This window comes from Alexandriicola marinus (assembly GCF_004000435.1).
Lineage (GTDB): Bacteria > Pseudomonadota > Alphaproteobacteria > Rhodobacterales > Rhodobacteraceae > Alexandriicola > Alexandriicola marinus.
In genome coordinates this window covers 740,581-758,863 of sequence record NZ_RBVZ01000001.1, presented here as the reverse complement: position 1 = coordinate 758,863, position 18,283 = coordinate 740,581, and the positions used below count along the sequence as shown (strand labels likewise).

Below are 18,283 nucleotides of genomic sequence, written 5' to 3'. Positions count from 1 at the left end.
CTGACGGCATGAGTTCGATCGACACGATTCCCAATCTCGGGCCCGCCAGCGTCGCGCAATTCGCCCGCGCCGGCATCCATACCGCCGAAGAGCTGCGCGATCTGGGCGCGGACGCCGCCTATGCGCAGCTGTTGCAGGCGGGCGTCCGGCCCCATTTCATAGGCTATTACGCCCTGGTGATGGGTCTTCAGGGGCGGCCATGGAACGATTGCCGCGGCCCCGAGAAAGACGCCCTCCGCCGAAGGTTCGACGCTTTGCGGTCGGACAATTCGGATCAGGGCCGGTCCGAACTCGAGGCCTTCCTCAACCGGATCGGCGTTGTCGAAGGGGCGCGCGCATGATCCGGGCTGCGATGATGGTTCTGACCCTCGGGCTTGCGGCCTGCTCGAATACCTCAGAACGGGCCGCGGTGAGCGACGATACCTTTGCCGACGTCGGGCTCTTTCCCAATGAAACGCCCGAACTGCGTGCGCTGATCAACGAATACGCGGAATTTCACCAGATCCCGTCAGAGCTGATCCACCGCGTCATCCAGCGCGAAAGCGATTACCGGCCCGAGGCGCGCAACGGGCCTTATTGGGGCATGATGCAAATCCTGCCTCAGACGGCCGCGCAGATGGGTCATGACGGCCCCCCGTCGCAACTCCTCGATCCCGAGGTGACGCTTCGCTATGCGGGCAAATACCTGCGCGGCGCGTGGCTCGTCTCGGGCGGCGATATCGACGAGGCGGTCATGTGGTATGCGCGCGGCTATTACTACGAGGCACGCGACAATTGCCTTCTGATCGAGACGGGCCTTCTCGAGCGCGAAGTCGCGCGTCATTGCCGCGAGGCCTGATTACCGGCTGACCCCAATGAAAAGGGCCGCCCCGGTTTCCCGGGACGGCCCTTTCGATTCGCGGGATCGGTAGGCTTAGCCGACCAGTTCGAGACCCGAGAAGAAGAAGGCGATCTCTTCTTTCGCGGTTTCCGGCGCGTCGGAGCCGTGGACCGAATTTTCGCCAACGCTCTCGGCGAACTCGGCGCGGATCGTGCCGGGGGCCGCATCGGCGGGGTTCGTGGCGCCCATGACGTCACGATTCTTGAGGATGGCGCCTTCGCCTTCGAGAACCTGAACGACGACCGGCTCGGAGGCCATGAACTCGCACAGCTCGTCATAGAACGGACGCTCGGAATGGACGGCATAGAACTGGCCGGCCTGCGCCTTGGTCAGGTGAATGCGCTTCTGCGCGACGATGCGAAGGCCCGCATCCTCGAACTTGGCATTGATCTTGCCGGTCAGGTTGCGGCGGGTGGCATCGGGTTTGATGATGGAAAGCGTGCGTTCGGTCGCCATGGGACTTGCCTCGTTGCTGAATTGCGCGGGCGCCTTGGCCCGCCGGAAAATGATGCGCGCCCCCTAGCATGGGGTCGGGGTGAAGGAAAGAAGCGAAAGCAGGCCCGGTTGCCCGGCCCGAGTTGATGCGCGGCAGGATCCGTGCTTGTCTGTCCTAAATCGATTTAGAGAGCCGAGGCCCGCCATGACCGCATCATCACCCCCCTTCACCCTCGCCGGTCTGGATCACGTGGTCTTTCTGGTCGACGACATGAACAGGGCGCTGGCCTTCTATGGCGAGGTGCTGGGCTGTGTGCCAGGCTATTCCTACCCCGCGCTGGGGATGGAGCAGGTCTGGTGCGGCAACGCGCTGATCGTGCTGTGGGACACCACACATGAGGGCGCGGGCAATGCCATCCCGCCGGTGGCGGGGGGCCGCAACGTCGATCACGTCTGCATCGCCACCTCGCCCTTCGAGCCCGCGGCCATGCGCGCCCATCTGGCAGCCCATGGCGTGACGATCGAACGCGAGGCCACCCACGGCGGCGCCCGCGGCGTGGGCCTGTCGTTCTACATCCGCGACCCGTTCGGAAACCTGCTGGAGGTGAAGGGCCCGGCGGAATACGCGGACGGGCGCGGCTGAGCCTTTCCCCTGCCCCGGCGCTCTGCTAAGCGCGCCTCATGCTTAAGATCCGCAACATAGGTTACTCGGTCGAAGGCCGCTCGCTTCTCGAGGATGCCTCCGCCACCATTCCCACCGGCCACAAGGTCGGCGTCGTGGGCCGCAACGGCACGGGCAAGACCACGCTGTTCCGCCTGATCCGGGGCGAATTGACCCTTGATACCGGGACGATCGAACTGCCCCGCGGCGCCCGGATCGGCGGCGTCAGCCAGGAGGTTCCGGGCAACGAGGTTTCGCTGATCGACACGGTTCTGGCCGCCGACACCGAACGCGCCGACCTTCTGGCCGAGGCCGAGACGGCGCAGGATCCGAACCGCATCGCCGATATCCAGACGCGGCTGTCCGATATCGACGCCTGGTCGGCCGAGGCGCGGGCCGCCTCGATCCTGCGGGGCCTGGGCTTCACGCCCGATGAACAGCTGATGCCGTGTTCCGCCTTCTCGGGCGGCTGGCGTATGCGGGTCGCGCTGGCGGCGGTCCTGTTCTCGGAACCTGACCTGCTGCTCCTCGACGAGCCCACCAACTACCTCGATCTCGAAGGCGCGCTCTGGCTGGAAAGCTATCTTACGCGCTATCCGCATACCGTGCTGATCGTCAGCCATGACCGCGAGTTGCTGAACCGGTCGGTGGGCGCGATCCTGCATCTCAACGATCGCAAGATCACGCTTTATTCCGGCGGCTACGACAGCTTTGCCCGGCAGCGGCGGGAACAGGCCGCCCTCCTGGCCTCGGCCGCCGCCAAGCAGGACGCCAAACGCCAGCACCTTCAGGCATTCGTCGATCGCTTCAAGGCCAAGGCCTCAAAGGCCAAGCAGGCGCAAAGCCGGGTCAAGATGCTGGAAAAGATGGAAACGATCCGGGTGCCCGAGGATGCCGCCCGCACCGTCTTCACCTTTCCCAAACCCGAGGAGCTGTCGCCCCCCATCGTCGCGGTCGAGAACGGATCCGTGGGCTATGGCGAGGTGACGGTTCTGTCGGGGCTGAACCTGCGCATCGATCAGGACGACCGCATCGCGCTTCTGGGCCGCAACGGCGAGGGCAAGTCGACGCTGGCCAAGATGCTGTGCGGCAAGCTCGATCTCTTTACCGGCCGCATCACGCAATCGTCCAAGCTGCGCATCGGCTTCTTCGCCCAGCACCAGGTCGAGGAGCTGCGCGTCGACGAAACGCCGCTCCAGCACATCATCCGCGAACGCCCCGGCGAGCAGCAATCGAAACTGCGCGCGCGCCTTGCGGGGTTCGGCCTGATGGCCGCCCAGGTCGAGACCGAGGTGGGCCGCCTGTCGGGCGGACAGAAGGCCCGGCTGTCGCTTCTGCTGGCGACGCTCGATGCGCCGCATCTGCTGATCCTCGATGAACCGACCAACCACCTCGATATCGAAAGCCGCGAGGCGCTGGTCGAGGCGCTGACGGCCTATTCCGGCGCGGTGATCCTTGTCAGCCACGACATGCACCTGCTGAGCCTCGTGGCCGAACGGCTCTGGCTTGTGAAGGATGGCCGCGTCGCGCCCTATGACGAGGACCTCGCCGCCTATCGCCGGATGCTTCTGGGGCAGGACAAGCCCGCCGACAAGGAGAAGTCCAAACCCAAGCCCAAGAAGGCCACCCGGGACGAGATCACGGCCCTGCGCTCCGAGGTCCGCAAGGGCGAGGCCCGCGTCGCCAAGATCTCCGAGATGCGCGACAAACTCGCCACCAAGCTCGCCGACCCTGCCCTCTACGAAGACGGTCGCGCGGGCGAGTTGGAGACATGGAACAAGAAATACGCCGAGGTCATGGACGGCCTCCACCGCGCCGAAGCCCTCTGGATGGCCGCGCTTGAGAAGCTGGAAGCGGCGGAGGGATAGGCAGCGACGTGCCTGACGTTCGGCCTCGGAGACACGGATGGGGCGTCCTGCCTCCGTCATGTCTGGTCAACGCGTTTCCCTAGGCGCGGACATTCCCGTTTCTGCGGGTCACGTTCGGGTAGGTCTCCACGATCCGGCTGTCCACCCGCAGGGCGATCGGCATGCCGGTCTTGTCGCTCCAGGCTTCGACACGATGGACCGAGCCATCCAGCAGGCGATCAATTGCCCGATTGTAATGGATCGGCGCCAGCCAGACAGCCTCTGACCCCTCGGGGAGGACTCTCGCGAGGTATGTGGTTGTGTCGCCGTCGTCATGCATCTTGACGGAAACCTGAACCGGCCTTGGGTCACGACTTCGGATGATCCACCTCAAACGCAGGGCATGTCGCAGACCCGCAAGTGAACTGGCTGTCAGGATGAGACCGGCGACGCCTGCAATTCCACGAACGAACGCAGGCACCGTTTCGTCCGGGAAGAACGCAGGAAGGCTGTCCGGGGCGACCGCGATCCAGAGACCCAGAACGCCAGACGGCAGGATCACGAAGAAACTGAACAAGATATGGACCATAGTGCCCCGAGCCGTCGGAGGAATATGGACCTTTCCTACCACGGGAATATGTTCCCATTTGGACGACGACCCAAAGGCCGCGGGAACATCGGGAAGGCCCTGGAGAGGGTCGGGCAGAGGTCGGAGATTGGCGAGATTGCGGCCCTCGGGTCCGAGGCCCGCAAGAGCGAGGACCACGTCGCCAGGATCATCCAGATGCACGACAGACTTCCCACCCCGCCCTTCGGGAAGACGGCCGCGCGGGCAAACTGGAGACATGGAACAGGAAATACACCGAAGTGATGGACGGCCTCCACCGCACCGAAGCGCTGTGGACGGCCGCGCTTGAAAAGCTGGAGGGGGCCTTTTGGAGGTTTCCGGGGCAAGCCCCAAGGCAGCTCTCGGCCCTTAGCGGTTCCTCATGTTACTTGCGGCCAAGGTCCAGTTTGACTGCAGTCTACCAGTTCGTCCGGGTGCAGCAAACGGCCACTCCCACGACCAGCCAAAGACGTGCCAAAACCACATCGGCTTTGCCTTTCGGGTCTGCCTTGGTCAACCTTTTGACAAAGCGGCAGTGCGCCAGACGGTTCCGAAACGACCGGTATTTTCTGATCTCGTGTCGAAAATGACTTAGAAGCCTAGCATAGATACCGGTATCGTCAGAATAATCCTAGCACACTATACTTCATTCGTACGTAACAGCTGTGGCACTGACGGATGACCTGCAAACTAGAGATTGGACTATGTGGTATCGTCGGAGGATAGTCTGGGTAGGTGGAGCTCTGGCCGGCGCTGCTCTATCGATATTCGTTGGCCCATTTTTTGCACCATTTCAGCATTTGGGCGCGCCCCTTTCCTACCCTGGATGTGCACTGATTAATGGTCTTCACAGTGAGAAGCTCGGGAACCCAGAAGTATTGATGACTGCATATCAGACCACCAATCGCCAGGCCGATGCAGTGGAGAATGATTTACAGCTTAACCGCTCTTGGGTACGTGACCACGAGCGCAGTTTGCAAGAAGAGCCAATACGCTTCGACGAAAGAATCAGAAACTACCACGAGCGGATAGAGTATTGTTCGAGCCTATCACTCCCAATATCAGTGGAAGAATACGAGCGCCTCACAGCGAGACAGTTGGAAGTCTGGACAGAGTGGCGGGATATCCGCCTAGGGCGTTGGCCGCAAGACAGAACCATAGAGGAACGTAACCAGAGATTTTTTGAACTAGACGAGTTGCTTGGTGAAATAAACGAGCAGACGGGCGAATTTTCCGATGTAAGAAGCGCCATCCAAGACTGTGAAAGTGATCCACCAGAACCACCACTCCAATCCAGTCTTGAAAGGAGACTAGCGTTTCTCGAAAGTGATTTGGACGAGCGTCGCGAAATAGTCTCAAAACTAGAAACCGAATTTGAAGAGCTTGCAGAAGCGCGGAGTGATCTTTTTCGCGATCTTGAAGCAAGGAGAGGGCTACGCGAAAATTTGCCCGGGGTCTGCAAGCAATACTTCCCACCGTTTTGAAAAATACCTCCAGCTCAAAGAATGAAATAGCTCCGTGGAGATTGCAGTTTTGTCCCATCCTCGCGGAAGCCGACGTTCGTAGAACGGCAGCTTTGCCCGCCCGGAAGACCTTTGTGCAAGTCTCAGCGACCGTCCGCTCCGCGCAGGGACCGCCCCAGCGAGCGCCAGCCCCCCCTTGCTCCGCTCGCCTTCCCGGTCCATCACGGGCTCCATGGATCTCGTCACCCTCATCCCTGCCTTCACGGCGCTGTTCGTGATCGTCGATCCGATCGGGCTGACGCCGATCTTCATCGCGCTCACGCAGGATATGACGCCTGTGCAGCGCCGGCGGGTGGGCGTCCGGGCGGTGGCGGTGGCGGCGGGATTGATGCTCGTTTTTCTGCTGGCCGGAGAGGCGGTTCTGGCATTCCTCGGCATCTCGATGCCCGCGTTCCGGGTCGCGGGGGGCGTGCTGTTGTTCCTCACGGCACTCGAGATGCTGTTCCAGAAGCGACAGGCGCGGCGGCAATCCAATGCCGATGACGGGTCGGAGCCGGATCACGACCCTTCGGTCTTCCCGCTCGCCCTGCCCCTGATCGTCGGGCCCGGCGCGATCACCACCGTGATTCTGTTGACCGGCGAGGCAGAGGGCCCGGCCGAGGTGGCGGCGATCGGCGGCGTGGTGCTGACGATCCTCTTGATCGTGCTGGTGGCCTTCCTGTCGGCGGGGCTGATCGCGCGGGCGCTTGGCCGAGTGGGGATCAACGTGGTGACCCGGGTTCTGGGGATGCTGCTGGCCGCGCTGGCGGTTCAGTTCATCATCGACGGGCTGCGCTCTTCCGGCTTTGGCGTCTGATCCCTATATCGGGGTCATGAGCGGAGACAACATAGCACAACTGGCCTATCTCGGCCTTCTCGGCGCGGCGGTGGCGGGATGGTTCTTTGCCGCCAACCGCGAGTCGCTGGGCAAGGTGACGCAACAGGCGATCGTCTGGGTCCTGATCTTTCTGGGCGTGATCGCGGCGGCGGGCCTGTGGTCCGACATCCGGCGCGACGTGACGCCCACGCAGGCGGTGCTCACCGATGGTCGGATCGAGGTGCCGGTGGGCCGCGACGGCCATTACCACCTGACGCTCGAGGTGAACGGCACGCCCATCGATTTCGTGGTCGACACCGGGGCGAGCCAGATCGTTCTCACGCAGGATGACGCCCGGCGGGTCGGTATCGATCCCGCAACGCTCGCCTACGTGGGCCGCGCACTGACGGCCAACGGTCCGGTTGGCACCGCCAATGTCTGGCTGGACGAGGTCCGCCTCGGCGGCTGGTCCGAACAGGGGGTGCGGGCCGTGGTGAACGAGGGCGATCTGTTCCAGTCGCTTCTGGGGATGACCTATCTCAGCCGCATGGCCCGGATCGAGATCGTCGAGGGGCGCCTGATCCTGACGCCCTGATCCGCGTTTCAGCCGCCCGATTCCGCATTTTTCATCCAGCGGCCACCCTCTTGCGCCCAGTATTGCGCGACCACACCCGCGCCGGTCAGGTCGCGCCATTGGCTGCGCGCCTGCTGCACGGCCTCCGGGTCATGCCCGTCGAAGAGGATGCACACCCGCTCGAGCGCGGCGCATTCACCGGGCGTGACCCCTGCGCCGCCCACGGCCATGAGACAGGCCGGCGTATTTGCGGCCACCTGGCCTTCGACGCACAGGAGAACGGGTTGAAGCGCATCATAGGGGCCGCCTGCGCGGCTATGCGGCAGGAACATGTCGTCGATCCCCGTCCACAGGTGTTCGTCGAGACGGTCGAGCAGCCCGGCCTCCCTGCCCCGGACCTCGACCATCCAGCCCGCCGCGCGCGCCTTGCCGATCAGGGCCGGCAGCGTCGCCTCCAACGGCTGTTCCGTCAGATGATAGAAATAGGCCGCACCCATGAACTGCCCTCCTTTGGCATTGGCCTAGCGCGCCACGCGCCGCTTGGCCAGATTGCGGTTCAATCCCCTGTCGCGATGGGATAGGCTCGGGCAGGTTTCGGCGCCCAGTAAGAGGACGGCAGAGTGTCGCGCATCGACCGGTATTTCCTGGCGCAGCTTCTGGTGGCGTTCGGCTTTTTCTCTCTCGTCCTGATCCTTGTCTATTGGGTCAACCGCGCGGTCATCCTCTTTGATCAGCTGATCGGCGACGGCCAGTCGATGGCGACCTTCCTTCTGTTCTCAGCGCTCGCGCTTCCCAGCCTGATCAGCATCGTCCTGCCGATCGCGGCCTTTGCGGCGGGGGTCTATGTGGCCAACCGCATGACCTCGGACAGCGAATTGATCGTGCTGCGGGCAACGGGCACCTCGTCCTTCAGGATGGCGCGCCCGGTCCTGGTCTTCGGCCTGATCGTCGGCGTGCTGATGTCGGCGCTCGTGCATGTGCTTGTCCCGGCCGCCGCGACCGAGCTTGACCGGCAGCGCGCCGAGATCGCGCAGAACGCGACCGCGCGGCTGCTTCAGGACGGACAGTTCCTGTCGCCCACCGATGGCGTCACCTTCTATGTGCGCGAGATCACGGATGCGGGCGAGTTGCGCAACATCTTCCTGTCGGACAATCGCGGCTCGGGCGGGGAACAGATTTTCACCGCAAGCAGCGCCTACCTGATCCGGACCGATACCGGACCACAGCTGGTGATGATCGACGGTATGATCCAGTCGTTGAATGCCGAGACATCGCGCCTCTCGACCACGGCATTCGGCGAGCTGTCCTACGACATCGGCACGATCATGCGTCTGCCCGACACCACCCGCCGACAATCGCGCGAAGTGCCCACGCTGGAATTGCTGCGCCCGACCGAGGCGCTCGCGACCGAGACCGGCCGGTCCGCCGAGCGGCTGTTCGCCGAGGCGCATGAACGCGTGGCGCAAAGCCTCTTGCCGGTGATCGGTGCGCTGATCGGCTTTGCCGCTCTTCTTGTCGGGCAGTTCAGCCGGTTTGGCGTCTGGCGCCAGATCATCGGTGCGATCCTTCTGGTGATCATCGTCAAAGGCATGGAAAGCGCGGCCGCCGCCCAGCTGGCGACGCAGCCGGGCCTATGGCCGCTGGCCTATGTGCCGTCGCTCACCGGTGCGGTCTTCGTGACGGGGCTTGTGGTCTGGTCGATGCGTCCCCGGTTCCTGCGCCGCGCCCTCAGAAGGGCCACGGCATGACCCTGCATTTCTACATGGCCCGGCGGTTTCTGCGCTCCCTTCTCGGGGTGCTGGCCATTTTCCTTGTCCTGACGCTCCTGATCGACCTGGTCGAACAGGCCCGGCGGCACGGTGACACGCTGGAGGGGGCGGGCGCGCTGATATCGCTGAGCCTGCTGAACCTGCCGCAAGCGCTCTACCGGATCCTGCCGCTCGTGTTCATTCTTGCGACCCTGTCGCATTTCCTTGGACTCGCCCGTACCTCCGAGATGGTCGTCGTCCGGGCGGCCGGCCGTTCGGCGGTCGTGGCGCTTGTGCCGCCGGTTCTGGTGACGCTGCTGGTGGGCGGGCTTGGGGTCGCCATGTTCAACCCGCTGGTTGCCGCGACCTCCCGGGCCTACGAGACCCGGATCGGCGAGATCACGGGCGAGGAAAGCGTGCTGGCGCTGGCCGGCGACGGGCTCTGGCTCAGGCAGGGCAATGCGCTTGGCCAGACCGTGATCCACGCAGCCGGCGCCAATCTTGACGGCACGGAACTGTCGGATGCGATGTTTCTGAGTTTCGGGGCCGACGGGTCGCTTCAGCGTCGGATCGATGCCGATGCGGCCGTTCTGACGCGGGGCGCATGGCAATTGACAGGCGCCAAGTTGTGGCCGCTTGCGGGCGCGCCAAACCCGGAGGCCGAGGCCCGCGCGCACCCCAGCCTGACATTGCCATCCGATCTGACCGCCGACGAGATCCGCAATTCCTTCGGCACGCCCTCCTCGATCTCGATCTGGGAATTGCCCGCCTTTATCGACCGGCTGAACGAGGCCGGGTTTTCGGCCCTGCGGCACGAGGTCTTTCTCAACATGGAACTGGCGTTGCCGGTCTTTCTGGTGGCGATGGTCCTGATCGGCGCGGCCTTCACCCTCCGCCATCAGCGAGGCGGGCGCACCGGGCTCTATATCCTGACGGCCGTGCTTCTGAGTTTCAGCACCTACTTCCTCAGGAACTTCGCCCAGATCCTGGGCGAGAACGGTGAGATCCCCGTCCTTCTTGCAGCCTGGGCACCGCCGCTCGCGGCGATCGGGCTGGCCGCAGGGCTGATCCTGCACCTGGAGGACGGATGATCCTCCGGCGCCTGATCGCGGCCCTCGTTGTCGCGCTGTGGCCCATGATCCTCTGGGCTCAGGGCACGGCAAGCCTCGTGGCCGATACGGTGACGCTCGACGGTTCGGGACGGCTTGTGGCGCAGGGCAACGTTCAGGCCTTCTATGACGGCAGCACTTTGTCGGCGGCGCAGATCGTCTATGATCCCGGCTCCGACAGGCTTGTGATCGAGGGGCCGATCTTTCTGCGCAGCCCCGATGGCCAGATCATCACCGCCGAGCGTGCCGAACTGGACCCGTCGTTCGAAAACGGGCTTCTGAGAGGCGCGCGCATCGTTCTCGATCAGCAATTGCAGCTGGCCGCCAATCAGATCGCCCGGATCGACAATGGCCGCTATTCCGCGCTGACGCGGGCCGTTGCAAGCTCGTGTCAGGTGTGCCCCGGCCGCGCGCCGCTTTGGGAAATCCGGGCCGACAGCTTGCTGCACGACACCGAGGCACGACAGCTCTATTTCGAGAATGCCACCTTGCGGGTGCGCGGAGTTCCGATCCTCTGGGTCCCGCGCATGCGGCTCCCGGATCCGAGCAACCCGCGCTCGACGGGCCTGCTGATCCCGCAAATCCGCTCGTCCGACCTTTTGGGCTTTGGCCTCCGGGTTCCCTATTTCATAACGCTGGGTGAAAATCGCGACCTGTTGGTCGCCCCCTTCGTGTCATCCGAGACCCGGACCCTCGAGGCCCGCTACAGGCAGGCCTTTCTCGAGGGCGGGCTCCGGATCGACGGCGCCATCAGCCGCGATTCGATCCGCCCCGACGAATGGCGCTGGTACCTGTTTTCAAACGCCATTTTCGATATCGGCGCGGGGATCGAGCTTCGGTTTTCCGGTGAATCCGTGTCCGACCCGTTCTATCTCCGGGATTATGGCTATGACGACCGTGACAGGCTCGCCAACAGACTGTCGCTCCTCCGGGTGGGCGACACGAGCCTCTTTCAGGCACGCGGCACGCTCTACGAAAGTCTCCGGCTCGATGAACCTGACGCCTCGCTCCCCCCGATCGTTCTTGGCTTTGCCTATGAGGAGACGATCGACACGCGGCTTTTGGGGGGCAGGCTCAACTGGGGGGTGAGCGGCGACGCCACCCTGCGCAGTATCGGGGCGCAGGCCGATGACAGCCGGGACGTGGCCCGTCTCGGCGCCGAACTGGGCTGGCAAGACAGCTGGATCGCGCCCGCGGGCCTGATCGTCGATGCCGAGGCAGAGCTGCGGCTGGATTACTACAACGTCGAAGACGACCCCGAGGCGGGACAGGGCTGGCGCGCGGGGCCCGCGGCCGCCGTGACGCTGCGCTGGCCGCTCGTGCGCCCGGGGGGGGACAGACCGCGCCGCTCTGACCATCGAACCCGTCGTGGGGATCGGCTGGTCCGAAAGCTACGGCTTCGCGCCACCCAACGAGGATGCGACCCTGTCGGAACTGGACGAAGGCAACCTCTGGTCGCTGAGCCGGTTTCCGGGCGACGATGCCCGCGAACGCGGCCTTCGTGCAAGCGCGGGTCTTCAGATGAGCAGGACGGGCCCCGCAGGCGGCTATCAAAGCCTGACATTCGGGCGCATCTATCAATCCCGCGCCCAGCCCGATTATTCACGCGCCTCGGGTCAGGCGGAACCGTTCTCGGACTGGCTTGTCTCGGCGAAAATCGACGCGCCCGGAGGCTTCGGCATCGACGCAAGATCGCTGTTCGACAATTCTTTCGAATTCAACAAGACCGAGGCCCTCATCTCCTGGCGCAATGACCGGATCGATCTGTCGGCGGGCTATGTCTGGCTGCCCGCTGATCCCACACGCGAACGTGACGAGGTCGCTTCGGAATGGTCCGCAGACGTGGGCTTCCAGCTGACCCCGAACTGGTCGGTCAGTGCCGAGGGCCGCTACGACGTCTCGGCCGACGAGCTGGCGCGGGCGGGTTTCGGCGTGGGATATCGCAACGAATGCGTCACGGTGGACCTTTCGGTATCCCGCCGCTACACCATTATCGAAACAGTCGAACCAGCGACGGAATTCGGCCTCTCGGTCAACCTGACAGGCTTTTCGGCGGGACGTTCGAATGCCGGGCCCGCAGGACATTGCCAAGGCAATGGCGGGCCATGAGGAACCAAGAGCGGCCGCCGGGACGGCAAGTCGCCAGATGTGAAGGAAACCGGCCTATGCGCCTTCTCCGTTTGCCCGTCTTGCAGCTGGGCCTCTCGCTTTTTCTGGCCCTTGCAGCGCTACCGGGGCAGCTGCCTGCGCAGGGGCTGTTTTCACCGATCATCACGGTCAATGACCGCGCGGTATCGGGCTGGGAACTCGATCAGAGAATGCGCCTGCTGGAGGCCTTTGGCACGCAGGGCGATCTGGGCGAGATCGCGCTCGAACAGCTGATCGAGGACCGTCTCAAGACCGCGATTCTGGAACGCGCCGGCCTGCGGCTGAGCGACGAAGGCATCGAGACCGCGATGCGGGATTTTGCGGCGCGCACGAACCTGTCGCTCGAAGAATTCCTGCAAACACTGGCGCAGGAGGGTGTCGCCGAAGAAACCCTGCGCGATTATGTCGTGGTCGGGATCAGCTGGCGGGACTTTGTTCGCCTGCGGTTTCAGGACCGGGTCGATATCTCGGACGCAGAGGTCAGCGCAGCGATTGACCGGCAAGCCGGCGGCGCAACGGAAATCGAAGTGCTCTTGTCCGAGATCATCATCCCGGCCCCTCCGCCCGAGGCTGCTGAGGCGCGCGTGACGGCGGAACGGATTTCTCGGCTCACCTCGACCGCCGCCTTTTCCGCAGAGGCGCGGCGCGTGTCGGCCCTGCCCTCGCGCGAGGATGGCGGGCGGCTCGACTGGGTCCCGGTGAACAATTTCCCGGCCAGTCTGCGGCAACTCATCCTTGGCCTCGGCACCGGCGAGGTGACCGCGCCCATCGCCATCCCGAATGGCATCGCGCTGTTCCAGCTGCGTGGCATTCGCGAGGTCAGCCGCGCGGCCGAACCGCCCGCCGCGCTGGAATACGCGGCCTATTACATCGCAGGCGGACGCAGCGAAGCCGGTCTGCGTGCGGCCGAAGCGGTGCGGAACCGTGTCGATCATTGTGACGACCTCTACGGCGTCGCGCAGGACCAGTCGCCCGAGGTTCTGGACCGTGACACGCTCCCGCTGTCGGAGATCCCCCAGGACGTGGCGCTCGAACTGGCCAAGCTGGATCGCGGCGAGGTGTCGACCGCGCTTACGCGGGCAGACGGACAGACACTCGTCTTTTTGATGCTCTGCGACCGGATACCCGCGGGCGGCGAAGAGATCGACCGGGAAACGATCCGCACCCAGCTGGTCAGCCAGCAGCTGGCCGGTTTCGCCGATGCGCTTCTTGCCGATGAACGGGCCGCGGCCACGATCGTCCGGTATTGAACCGCGATGACCATTGTCCTGACCTGCGGGGAACCGGCCGGGATCGGGCCGGAGATCGCCTACAGGGCCTGGCAGTCACTGCGCGATGACATCGATCTTGTCTGGATCGGGGATCCGCGACACCTGCCCGAGGGGGCAGACTGGCAGGCGGTGGACCATGCGTCGGACGCCGCCGCCATCTCGCGCCGTGCTCTGCCCGTTCTGGCGCGCGATTTCGGCAGCCCGGCCATGCCGGGCAAGCCCGATCCCACCCATGCGCAGGGCGTGATCGACGCCATTGCCGACGCCGTGACGATCGTCCGCGCAGGAGACGCACAGGCGCTCTGCACCGCACCCATCCACAAGGCCGCACTGATCGACGGGGCGGATTTCCCCTATCCCGGCCATACCGAATACCTTGCCGCGCTGGCGGGCGGGGCCCATGTGGTCATGATGCTGGCCTGCGACGCGCTGCGCGTGGTGCCCGCGACCATCCACATCCCCCTGTCCGAGGTGCCCCGCCAACTGACCGCGGAGGGCCTTGCCCGAACAATCCGCGTGACAGATGCCGCCCTGCGCCGGGATTTCGGCATCGCCGCGCCCCGCATCGCCATCGCGGGCCTCAACCCCCATGCGGGCGAAGACGGCAAGATGGGCCGGGAGGAGATCGAGATGATCACACCCGTGCTCGAGGCGCTCAGGCGGGACGGGCTCGACCTGATCGGTCCGCTGTCGGCCGACACGATGTTTCACGCAGGCGCGCGGGCGGGCTATGACGCGGCCATCGCCATGTATCACGACCAGGCGCTGATCCCGATCAAGACCATCGATTTCGCGGGCGGCGTCAACGTGACATTGGGCCTGCCCTTCGTGCGCACCTCACCCGATCACGGCACCGCCTTCGACATCGCGGGCAAGGGGCTGGCCGATCCGACCTCGATGATCGCGGCGATCCGGATGGCGGCCCGGATGGGCGCCGCGCGGGCCCGGGCATGAGCGCGATCGACAATCTTCCCCCTCTGCGCGCGGTCATCGCCGAGCACGGGCTTTCGGCCCGCAAGGCGTTGGGCCAGAACTTCCTGCTGGACCTGAACCTGACGGCCCGCATTGCCAGATCGGCCGGCGATCTGAGCCAATGCGACGTGCTGGAGATCGGTCCCGGACCGGGCGGCCTGACCCGCGGTCTGCTGGCCGAAGGGGCGCGCAAGGTTCTGGCTATCGAAAAGGATCGCCGCTGCATTCCGGCGCTCGAACAGATCGCTGCGGCCTATCCCGGCCGCCTCGAGATCGTGGAAGGTGATGCGCTTGAGGTCGATCCGCTGGCCCACCTGACCCCGCCGATCCGGGTGGCCGCCAACCTGCCCTACAATATCGGGACCGAGCTTCTGGTGCGCTGGCTGACGCCGGCGGATTGGCCGCCCTTCTGGGACAGCCTCACGCTGATGTTTCAAAAGGAAGTCGCCGAACGGATCGTGGCAGAGCCAGGTTCCAAGGCCTATGGACGGCTCGCGATCCTCGCACAATGGCGCGCCGAGGCCCGCATCGTCATGACACTGGGGCCGGAGGCATTTTCGCCGCCGCCCAAGGTCTCGTCCGCGGTGGTGCACCTGACGGCGCTTTCCGAACCGAGGTTCCCTGCGGATGCGGCCACGCTGTCACATGTGGTGGCGACGGCTTTCAACCAGCGCCGCAAGATGCTGCGCGCGGCGCTGAAGGGGCTGAGCCCCGATATCGAGGCGCATCTCAATGCTGTGGGCATCGCGCCGACCGAGCGCGCCGAACGCGTGCCTCTGGAGGGATTTTGCGCCCTCGCCCGGTCACTGCGACAGGAAATGGACGGCTAGGCGCCTATTCGGCGGCCTCGGCCGGTCCTTCATCGGCGGCGCTGTCGGCCTTTGGCTTGCGGGCACGCGGTTTGCGGGGCTTGCGCTCCGCTTCGGCGGCCTTTTCCTCGGGCGTCTCGACCAGACCGCTGTCGCCGTCATCGGCCTGAAGGAAGCCGACCGAGCTGATACCCAGATCGACATCCGGCTGCTCAGAGGAGCCCGGATCGGGCTGAGGCTCTGGCTGGCGGCGGGGTTTGCGCGCGCGTTTCTGCGGCGCGGGCTTCTGTTCCTGCTCGGACTGGGCAGGTTGGGGTTCTTCGTCGCGGTGAGGCGCGTTGTCCTCCCCGCCATTGGCGACCTCTTCCTGCGTCTTCAGACGGGCCTGACGTTCGCGGTCACGCTCTGCCTGGCGGTCGCGGTTGGCCTGCTCCTGATCAAGGCGCTGGCGTTCGACCTCTTTCTGGGCGCTGGCCAGAAGGCGGGTGTAATGCTCGGCATGCTGGGCATAGTTCTCGGCATTCACGCGATCACCCGACAGCTGCGCGTCACGATGCAGCTGATTGTATTTCTCGATGATTTGCTGAGGCGTGCCGCGCACTTTGCCCTCGGGACCGGAACTGTCGAAAACCCGGTTGATGATATTGCCGCCCGAGGGGCGGTTGTTGCGGTTCTTGTTCCGCGACCGTGACTTGGATGATCTCATGTAACTGTCTGTCCAGTTTTGAAGATTGCTGCCCGGTGACATCGGTCACATCGGGATGATGGCTGCGTCCCTGCTTTGCCATTTCGGGCACGCCATACGCGTGCTCTGTTTCGTCGTCGATCTAGCTGTGATCTGGCGGCATACCTGGGGGAGCAAAAAGCGCCCTCGCCCCTTTGGCTGATAATGACTAATCACGGCTCTGCCCCGAGGGCAAGCAAAAATTCCCTTGAATTGTCACGCCATGGCGGGGCTGCAACCCCGAAGCCGCAGACCCTAGAAGGGAATGTCGCTCCAGCTTGCGACGATGACCCGGTCACGGCCATCGAGATCGGGAATCACGGCGATGACGTCAAAGCCCCGGATCGCGGCGATCGCGGTGACATCATCGGCCTGATCGGGGCCGATCTCGACGATGACGCGGCCGGTTTCGGTCAGGTGCGGCCCGATCGAGGAAAAGATGGTGCGATAGCAGGCGAGCCCATCGGCCTCGTCGGTCAGGGCCAGTCGCGGCTCGAAGTCGCGGACTTCGGGTTCCAGCTCCTCCATCTCGGCGCGCGAGATATAGGGCGGATTGGCGACGATCAGGTCGAACACGCCCTCGATCTCGGACACCCAGTCTGACACGATCGCGTGGCAGCGATCCTCCAGCCCCAGCGCCCGGGCATTGGCCTCGGTCACGCCGATGGCATGGGGGGAGATGTCGACCCCGGTTCCTTCGGAATCGGGCATCTCGTCCAGCAAAGTCAGCAGGATACAGCCCGAGCCTGTCCCAAGGTCGAGCACGTGACCAAAAGGCACGGCCAGCGCGGCCTCGATTAGGATCTCGGTCTCGGGGCGCGGATCGAGCACGTCCGGCGTCACGAGGAAATCACGGCCATAGAAGGACCGGTGCCCGATCAGATGTGACACCGGGCGCCGTTCGGCCCGCAGATCGATCAGTCCGCGAAAACTGGCGAGCGCGTCCGGATCGACGGGTTCCGACAGCAGGAGCGTCAGGCGCCCAGGCTCCACCCCCACGGCATGGGACAGCAGCCTGCGCGCATCGCGCGCGGCATCGGGAACGCCTGCCGCGAGCAATCTTTGCGTGGCCTCCGCCAGGGCGACATTCGCTGTCAGGTTCATGCTTCCATCTCCGCGAGTTGCCGGGCCTGCGCCTCGGTCTGAAGCGCATCGATGATTTCGTCGAGATCACCTTGCAGGATCGCATCGAGTTTATAAAGCGTCAGATTGATCCTGTGATCCGTCATCCGGCCTTGCGGGAAATTGTAGGTGCGGACCCGCTCGGACCGGTCGCCCGACCCCACCTGAGCGCGCCGGTCGGCAGAGCGTTCGCCGTCGATTCGGCTCCGCTCGAGATCGTAGAGCCGCGACTTGAGCACATCCATCGCCAGTTCGCGGTTGCGATGCTGGCTTTTCTGGCTGGAGGTGACGACGATACCGGTCGGAATATGGGTGATGCGCACGGCGGAATCGGTCGTGTTCACGTGCTGGCCCCCCGCGCCCGAGGATCGCATCGTGTCGATGCGAATGTCGCTTGCGGGGATGTCGATATCGACATTCTCGGCCTCGGGCAGAACCGCGACGGTCGCGGCGGACGTGTGGATGCGCCCGCCCGATTCCGTCTCGGGCACGCGCTGAACCCGGTGGACACCGGATTCGAATTTCAGCCGCGCGAAGACGTTGTCTCCCGAGATGCGGGCGATCACTTCCTTGAGCCCGCCAAGCTCTGTCCATTGCTCCTCGATCACGTCGAACTGCCAGCCGCGGGCCTCGCAATAGCGCTGATACATGCGCAGGAGATCCGAGGCGAACAGGGCGGCCTCGTCGCCGCCCGTGCCCGGCCTGATCTCGATGATGGCGGGACGGGCATCAGCCTCGTCGCGGGGCAGAAGCGCCAGCTTCAGCGCGGCCTCCGCTGCCCGCAGCCTGTCGCGCAGATCGGGAAGCTCTTCTTCGGCCAGCCCCCGCATCTCGGGGTCGGAGAGCATCGCCTCGGTCTCGGCCACCTCGTCGACCAGCGACCGAAAGTTGCCGATCGTCTCGACCACGGGGCGCAGATCGGAATATTCGCGGGTGATGCCTGCGATCTCGTTCCCGGGCACACCGCCGGAGAGCTTGGCCTCGAGGTATTGAAACCTCTGGATGATCTGATCGAGCGTGGCGTCCTGTATCATGACCTTGCCTTCGCGCAGGCCCG

General features: G+C 64.6%; 19 protein-coding genes and 2 pseudogenes. 15 read left to right on the top strand and 6 right to left on the bottom strand.

Annotated features, from left to right (window positions below):
• Positions 1–8: 8 nt before the first annotated feature.
• Together EP376_RS03760 and EP376_RS03755 are read left to right on the top strand one after the other, a co-directional pair.
• Positions 9–341, top strand: a complete 333-nt coding sequence (locus EP376_RS03760) for a TfoX/Sxy family protein (RefSeq protein ID WP_127654188.1) — start codon at positions 9–11, stop codon at positions 339–341.
• Positions 338–838, top strand: a complete 501-nt coding sequence (locus EP376_RS03755; RefSeq protein WP_127654187.1) for a transglycosylase SLT domain-containing protein — start codon at positions 338–340, stop codon at positions 836–838. The genes EP376_RS03760 and EP376_RS03755 overlap by 4 nt, the downstream gene beginning before the upstream one ends.
• A gap of 75 nt (positions 839–913) precedes the next feature.
• Here EP376_RS03755 and ndk read toward each other — a convergent pair whose 3' ends face one another.
• Positions 914–1,336: a nucleoside-diphosphate kinase gene (ndk, locus tag EP376_RS03750; protein WP_127654186.1), complete on the bottom strand. Its 423-nt coding sequence runs from the start codon at positions 1,334–1,336 to the stop codon at positions 914–916.
• 184 nt (positions 1,337–1,520) lie between these two features.
• Here ndk and EP376_RS03745 point away from each other — a divergent pair, with 184 nt between their 5' ends.
• Both EP376_RS03745 and EP376_RS03740 read left to right on the top strand, forming a co-directional pair.
• Complete coding sequence (locus tag EP376_RS03745; protein WP_127654185.1) at positions 1,521–1,958, top strand: VOC family protein; 438 nt, start codon at positions 1,521–1,523, stop codon at positions 1,956–1,958.
• Positions 1,959–1,996: 38 nt separating this feature from the next.
• Positions 1,997–3,844 (top strand): ABC-F family ATP-binding cassette domain-containing protein, encoded by a 1,848-nt coding sequence (locus EP376_RS03740; RefSeq protein WP_127654184.1) that lies wholly within the window; start codon positions 1,997–1,999, stop codon positions 3,842–3,844.
• 79 nt (positions 3,845–3,923) lie between these two features.
• Here the strand turns inward: EP376_RS03740 and EP376_RS03735 are convergent, their stop codons facing one another.
• Positions 3,924–4,412 carry a hypothetical protein gene (locus EP376_RS03735; protein WP_127654183.1) on the bottom strand — a complete coding sequence of 163 codons (489 nt, stop codon included), beginning with the start codon at positions 4,410–4,412 and terminating at the stop codon, positions 3,924–3,926.
• 899 nt (positions 4,413–5,311) lie between these two features.
• On the opposite strand from EP376_RS03735, the gene EP376_RS03730 reads away from it, so the two are divergent.
• The 3 genes from EP376_RS03730 to EP376_RS03720 all read left to right on the top strand — a co-directional run bounded on the left by EP376_RS03730 (position 5,312) and on the right by EP376_RS03720 (position 7,344).
• Complete coding sequence (locus tag EP376_RS03730; RefSeq protein WP_127654182.1) at positions 5,312–5,914, top strand: hypothetical protein; 603 nt, start codon at positions 5,312–5,314, stop codon at positions 5,912–5,914.
• Between the two features lie 211 nt (positions 5,915–6,125).
• Positions 6,126–6,749, top strand: coding sequence for a MarC family protein (locus tag EP376_RS03725; RefSeq protein ID WP_127654181.1), 624 nt, complete (start codon positions 6,126–6,128; stop codon positions 6,747–6,749).
• Positions 6,750–6,765: 16 nt separating this feature from the next.
• Positions 6,766–7,344, top strand: coding sequence for a retropepsin-like aspartic protease family protein (locus EP376_RS03720; RefSeq protein ID WP_127654180.1), 579 nt, complete (start codon positions 6,766–6,768; stop codon positions 7,342–7,344).
• A gap of 8 nt (positions 7,345–7,352) precedes the next feature.
• Here the strand turns inward: EP376_RS03720 and EP376_RS03715 are convergent, their stop codons facing one another.
• Positions 7,353–7,820 (bottom strand): DNA polymerase III subunit chi, encoded by a 468-nt coding sequence (locus EP376_RS03715; RefSeq protein ID WP_127654179.1) that lies wholly within the window; start codon positions 7,818–7,820, stop codon positions 7,353–7,355.
• 123 nt (positions 7,821–7,943) lie between these two features.
• Between EP376_RS03715 and lptF the strand changes: the two genes are divergently transcribed.
• The 8 genes and pseudogenes from lptF to rsmA all read left to right on the top strand — a co-directional run bounded on the left by lptF (position 7,944) and on the right by rsmA (position 15,401).
• Positions 7,944–9,071, top strand: a complete 1,128-nt coding sequence (lptF, locus tag EP376_RS03710) for an LPS export ABC transporter permease LptF (RefSeq protein ID WP_127654178.1) — start codon at positions 7,944–7,946, stop codon at positions 9,069–9,071.
• Positions 9,068–10,162, top strand: coding sequence for an LPS export ABC transporter permease LptG (gene lptG, locus EP376_RS03705; RefSeq protein ID WP_127654177.1), 1,095 nt, complete (start codon positions 9,068–9,070; stop codon positions 10,160–10,162). The genes lptF and lptG overlap by 4 nt, the downstream gene beginning before the upstream one ends.
• Positions 10,159–11,493: pseudogene (locus EP376_RS03700) on the top strand (LPS-assembly protein LptD); the annotation flags it as partial. The gene lptG and the pseudogene EP376_RS03700, both read left to right, overlap by 4 nt.
• Before the next feature lie 55 nt (positions 11,494–11,548).
• Positions 11,549–11,929: pseudogene (gene lptD, locus EP376_RS23610) on the top strand (LPS assembly protein LptD); the annotation flags it as partial.
• Between the two features lie 93 nt (positions 11,930–12,022).
• Complete coding sequence (locus tag EP376_RS23175; RefSeq protein ID WP_206074782.1) at positions 12,023–12,289, top strand: hypothetical protein; 267 nt, start codon at positions 12,023–12,025, stop codon at positions 12,287–12,289.
• Positions 12,290–12,345: 56 nt separating this feature from the next.
• Positions 12,346–13,578, top strand: a complete 1,233-nt coding sequence (locus EP376_RS03690) for a peptidylprolyl isomerase (protein WP_127654174.1) — start codon at positions 12,346–12,348, stop codon at positions 13,576–13,578.
• A 6-nt stretch (positions 13,579–13,584) separates the two neighbouring features.
• Positions 13,585–14,553: a 4-hydroxythreonine-4-phosphate dehydrogenase PdxA gene (gene pdxA, locus EP376_RS03685; protein ID WP_127654173.1), complete on the top strand. Its 969-nt coding sequence runs from the start codon at positions 13,585–13,587 to the stop codon at positions 14,551–14,553.
• Positions 14,550–15,401 (top strand): 16S rRNA (adenine(1518)-N(6)/adenine(1519)-N(6))-dimethyltransferase RsmA, encoded by an 852-nt coding sequence (rsmA, locus tag EP376_RS03680; RefSeq protein WP_127654172.1) that lies wholly within the window; start codon positions 14,550–14,552, stop codon positions 15,399–15,401. The genes pdxA and rsmA overlap by 4 nt, the downstream gene beginning before the upstream one ends.
• Before the next feature lie 4 nt (positions 15,402–15,405).
• On the opposite strand, the gene EP376_RS03675 is transcribed toward rsmA, so the two are convergent.
• The 3 genes from EP376_RS03675 to prfA all read right to left on the bottom strand — a co-directional run bounded on the left by EP376_RS03675 (position 15,406) and on the right by prfA (position 18,260).
• Entirely contained in the window at positions 15,406–16,086 is a 681-nt protein-coding gene (locus tag EP376_RS03675; RefSeq protein WP_127654171.1) for a DUF4167 domain-containing protein, read from the bottom strand.
• A gap of 273 nt (positions 16,087–16,359) precedes the next feature.
• Positions 16,360–17,208, bottom strand: a complete 849-nt coding sequence (gene prmC / locus EP376_RS03670; RefSeq protein ID WP_127654170.1) for a peptide chain release factor N(5)-glutamine methyltransferase — start codon at positions 17,206–17,208, stop codon at positions 16,360–16,362.
• Complete coding sequence (gene prfA, locus EP376_RS03665; RefSeq protein ID WP_127654169.1) at positions 17,205–18,260, bottom strand: peptide chain release factor 1; 1,056 nt, start codon at positions 18,258–18,260, stop codon at positions 17,205–17,207. Before prfA ends, prmC begins: the two co-directional genes overlap by 4 nt.
• Between the last annotated feature and the right edge of the window lie 23 nt (positions 18,261–18,283).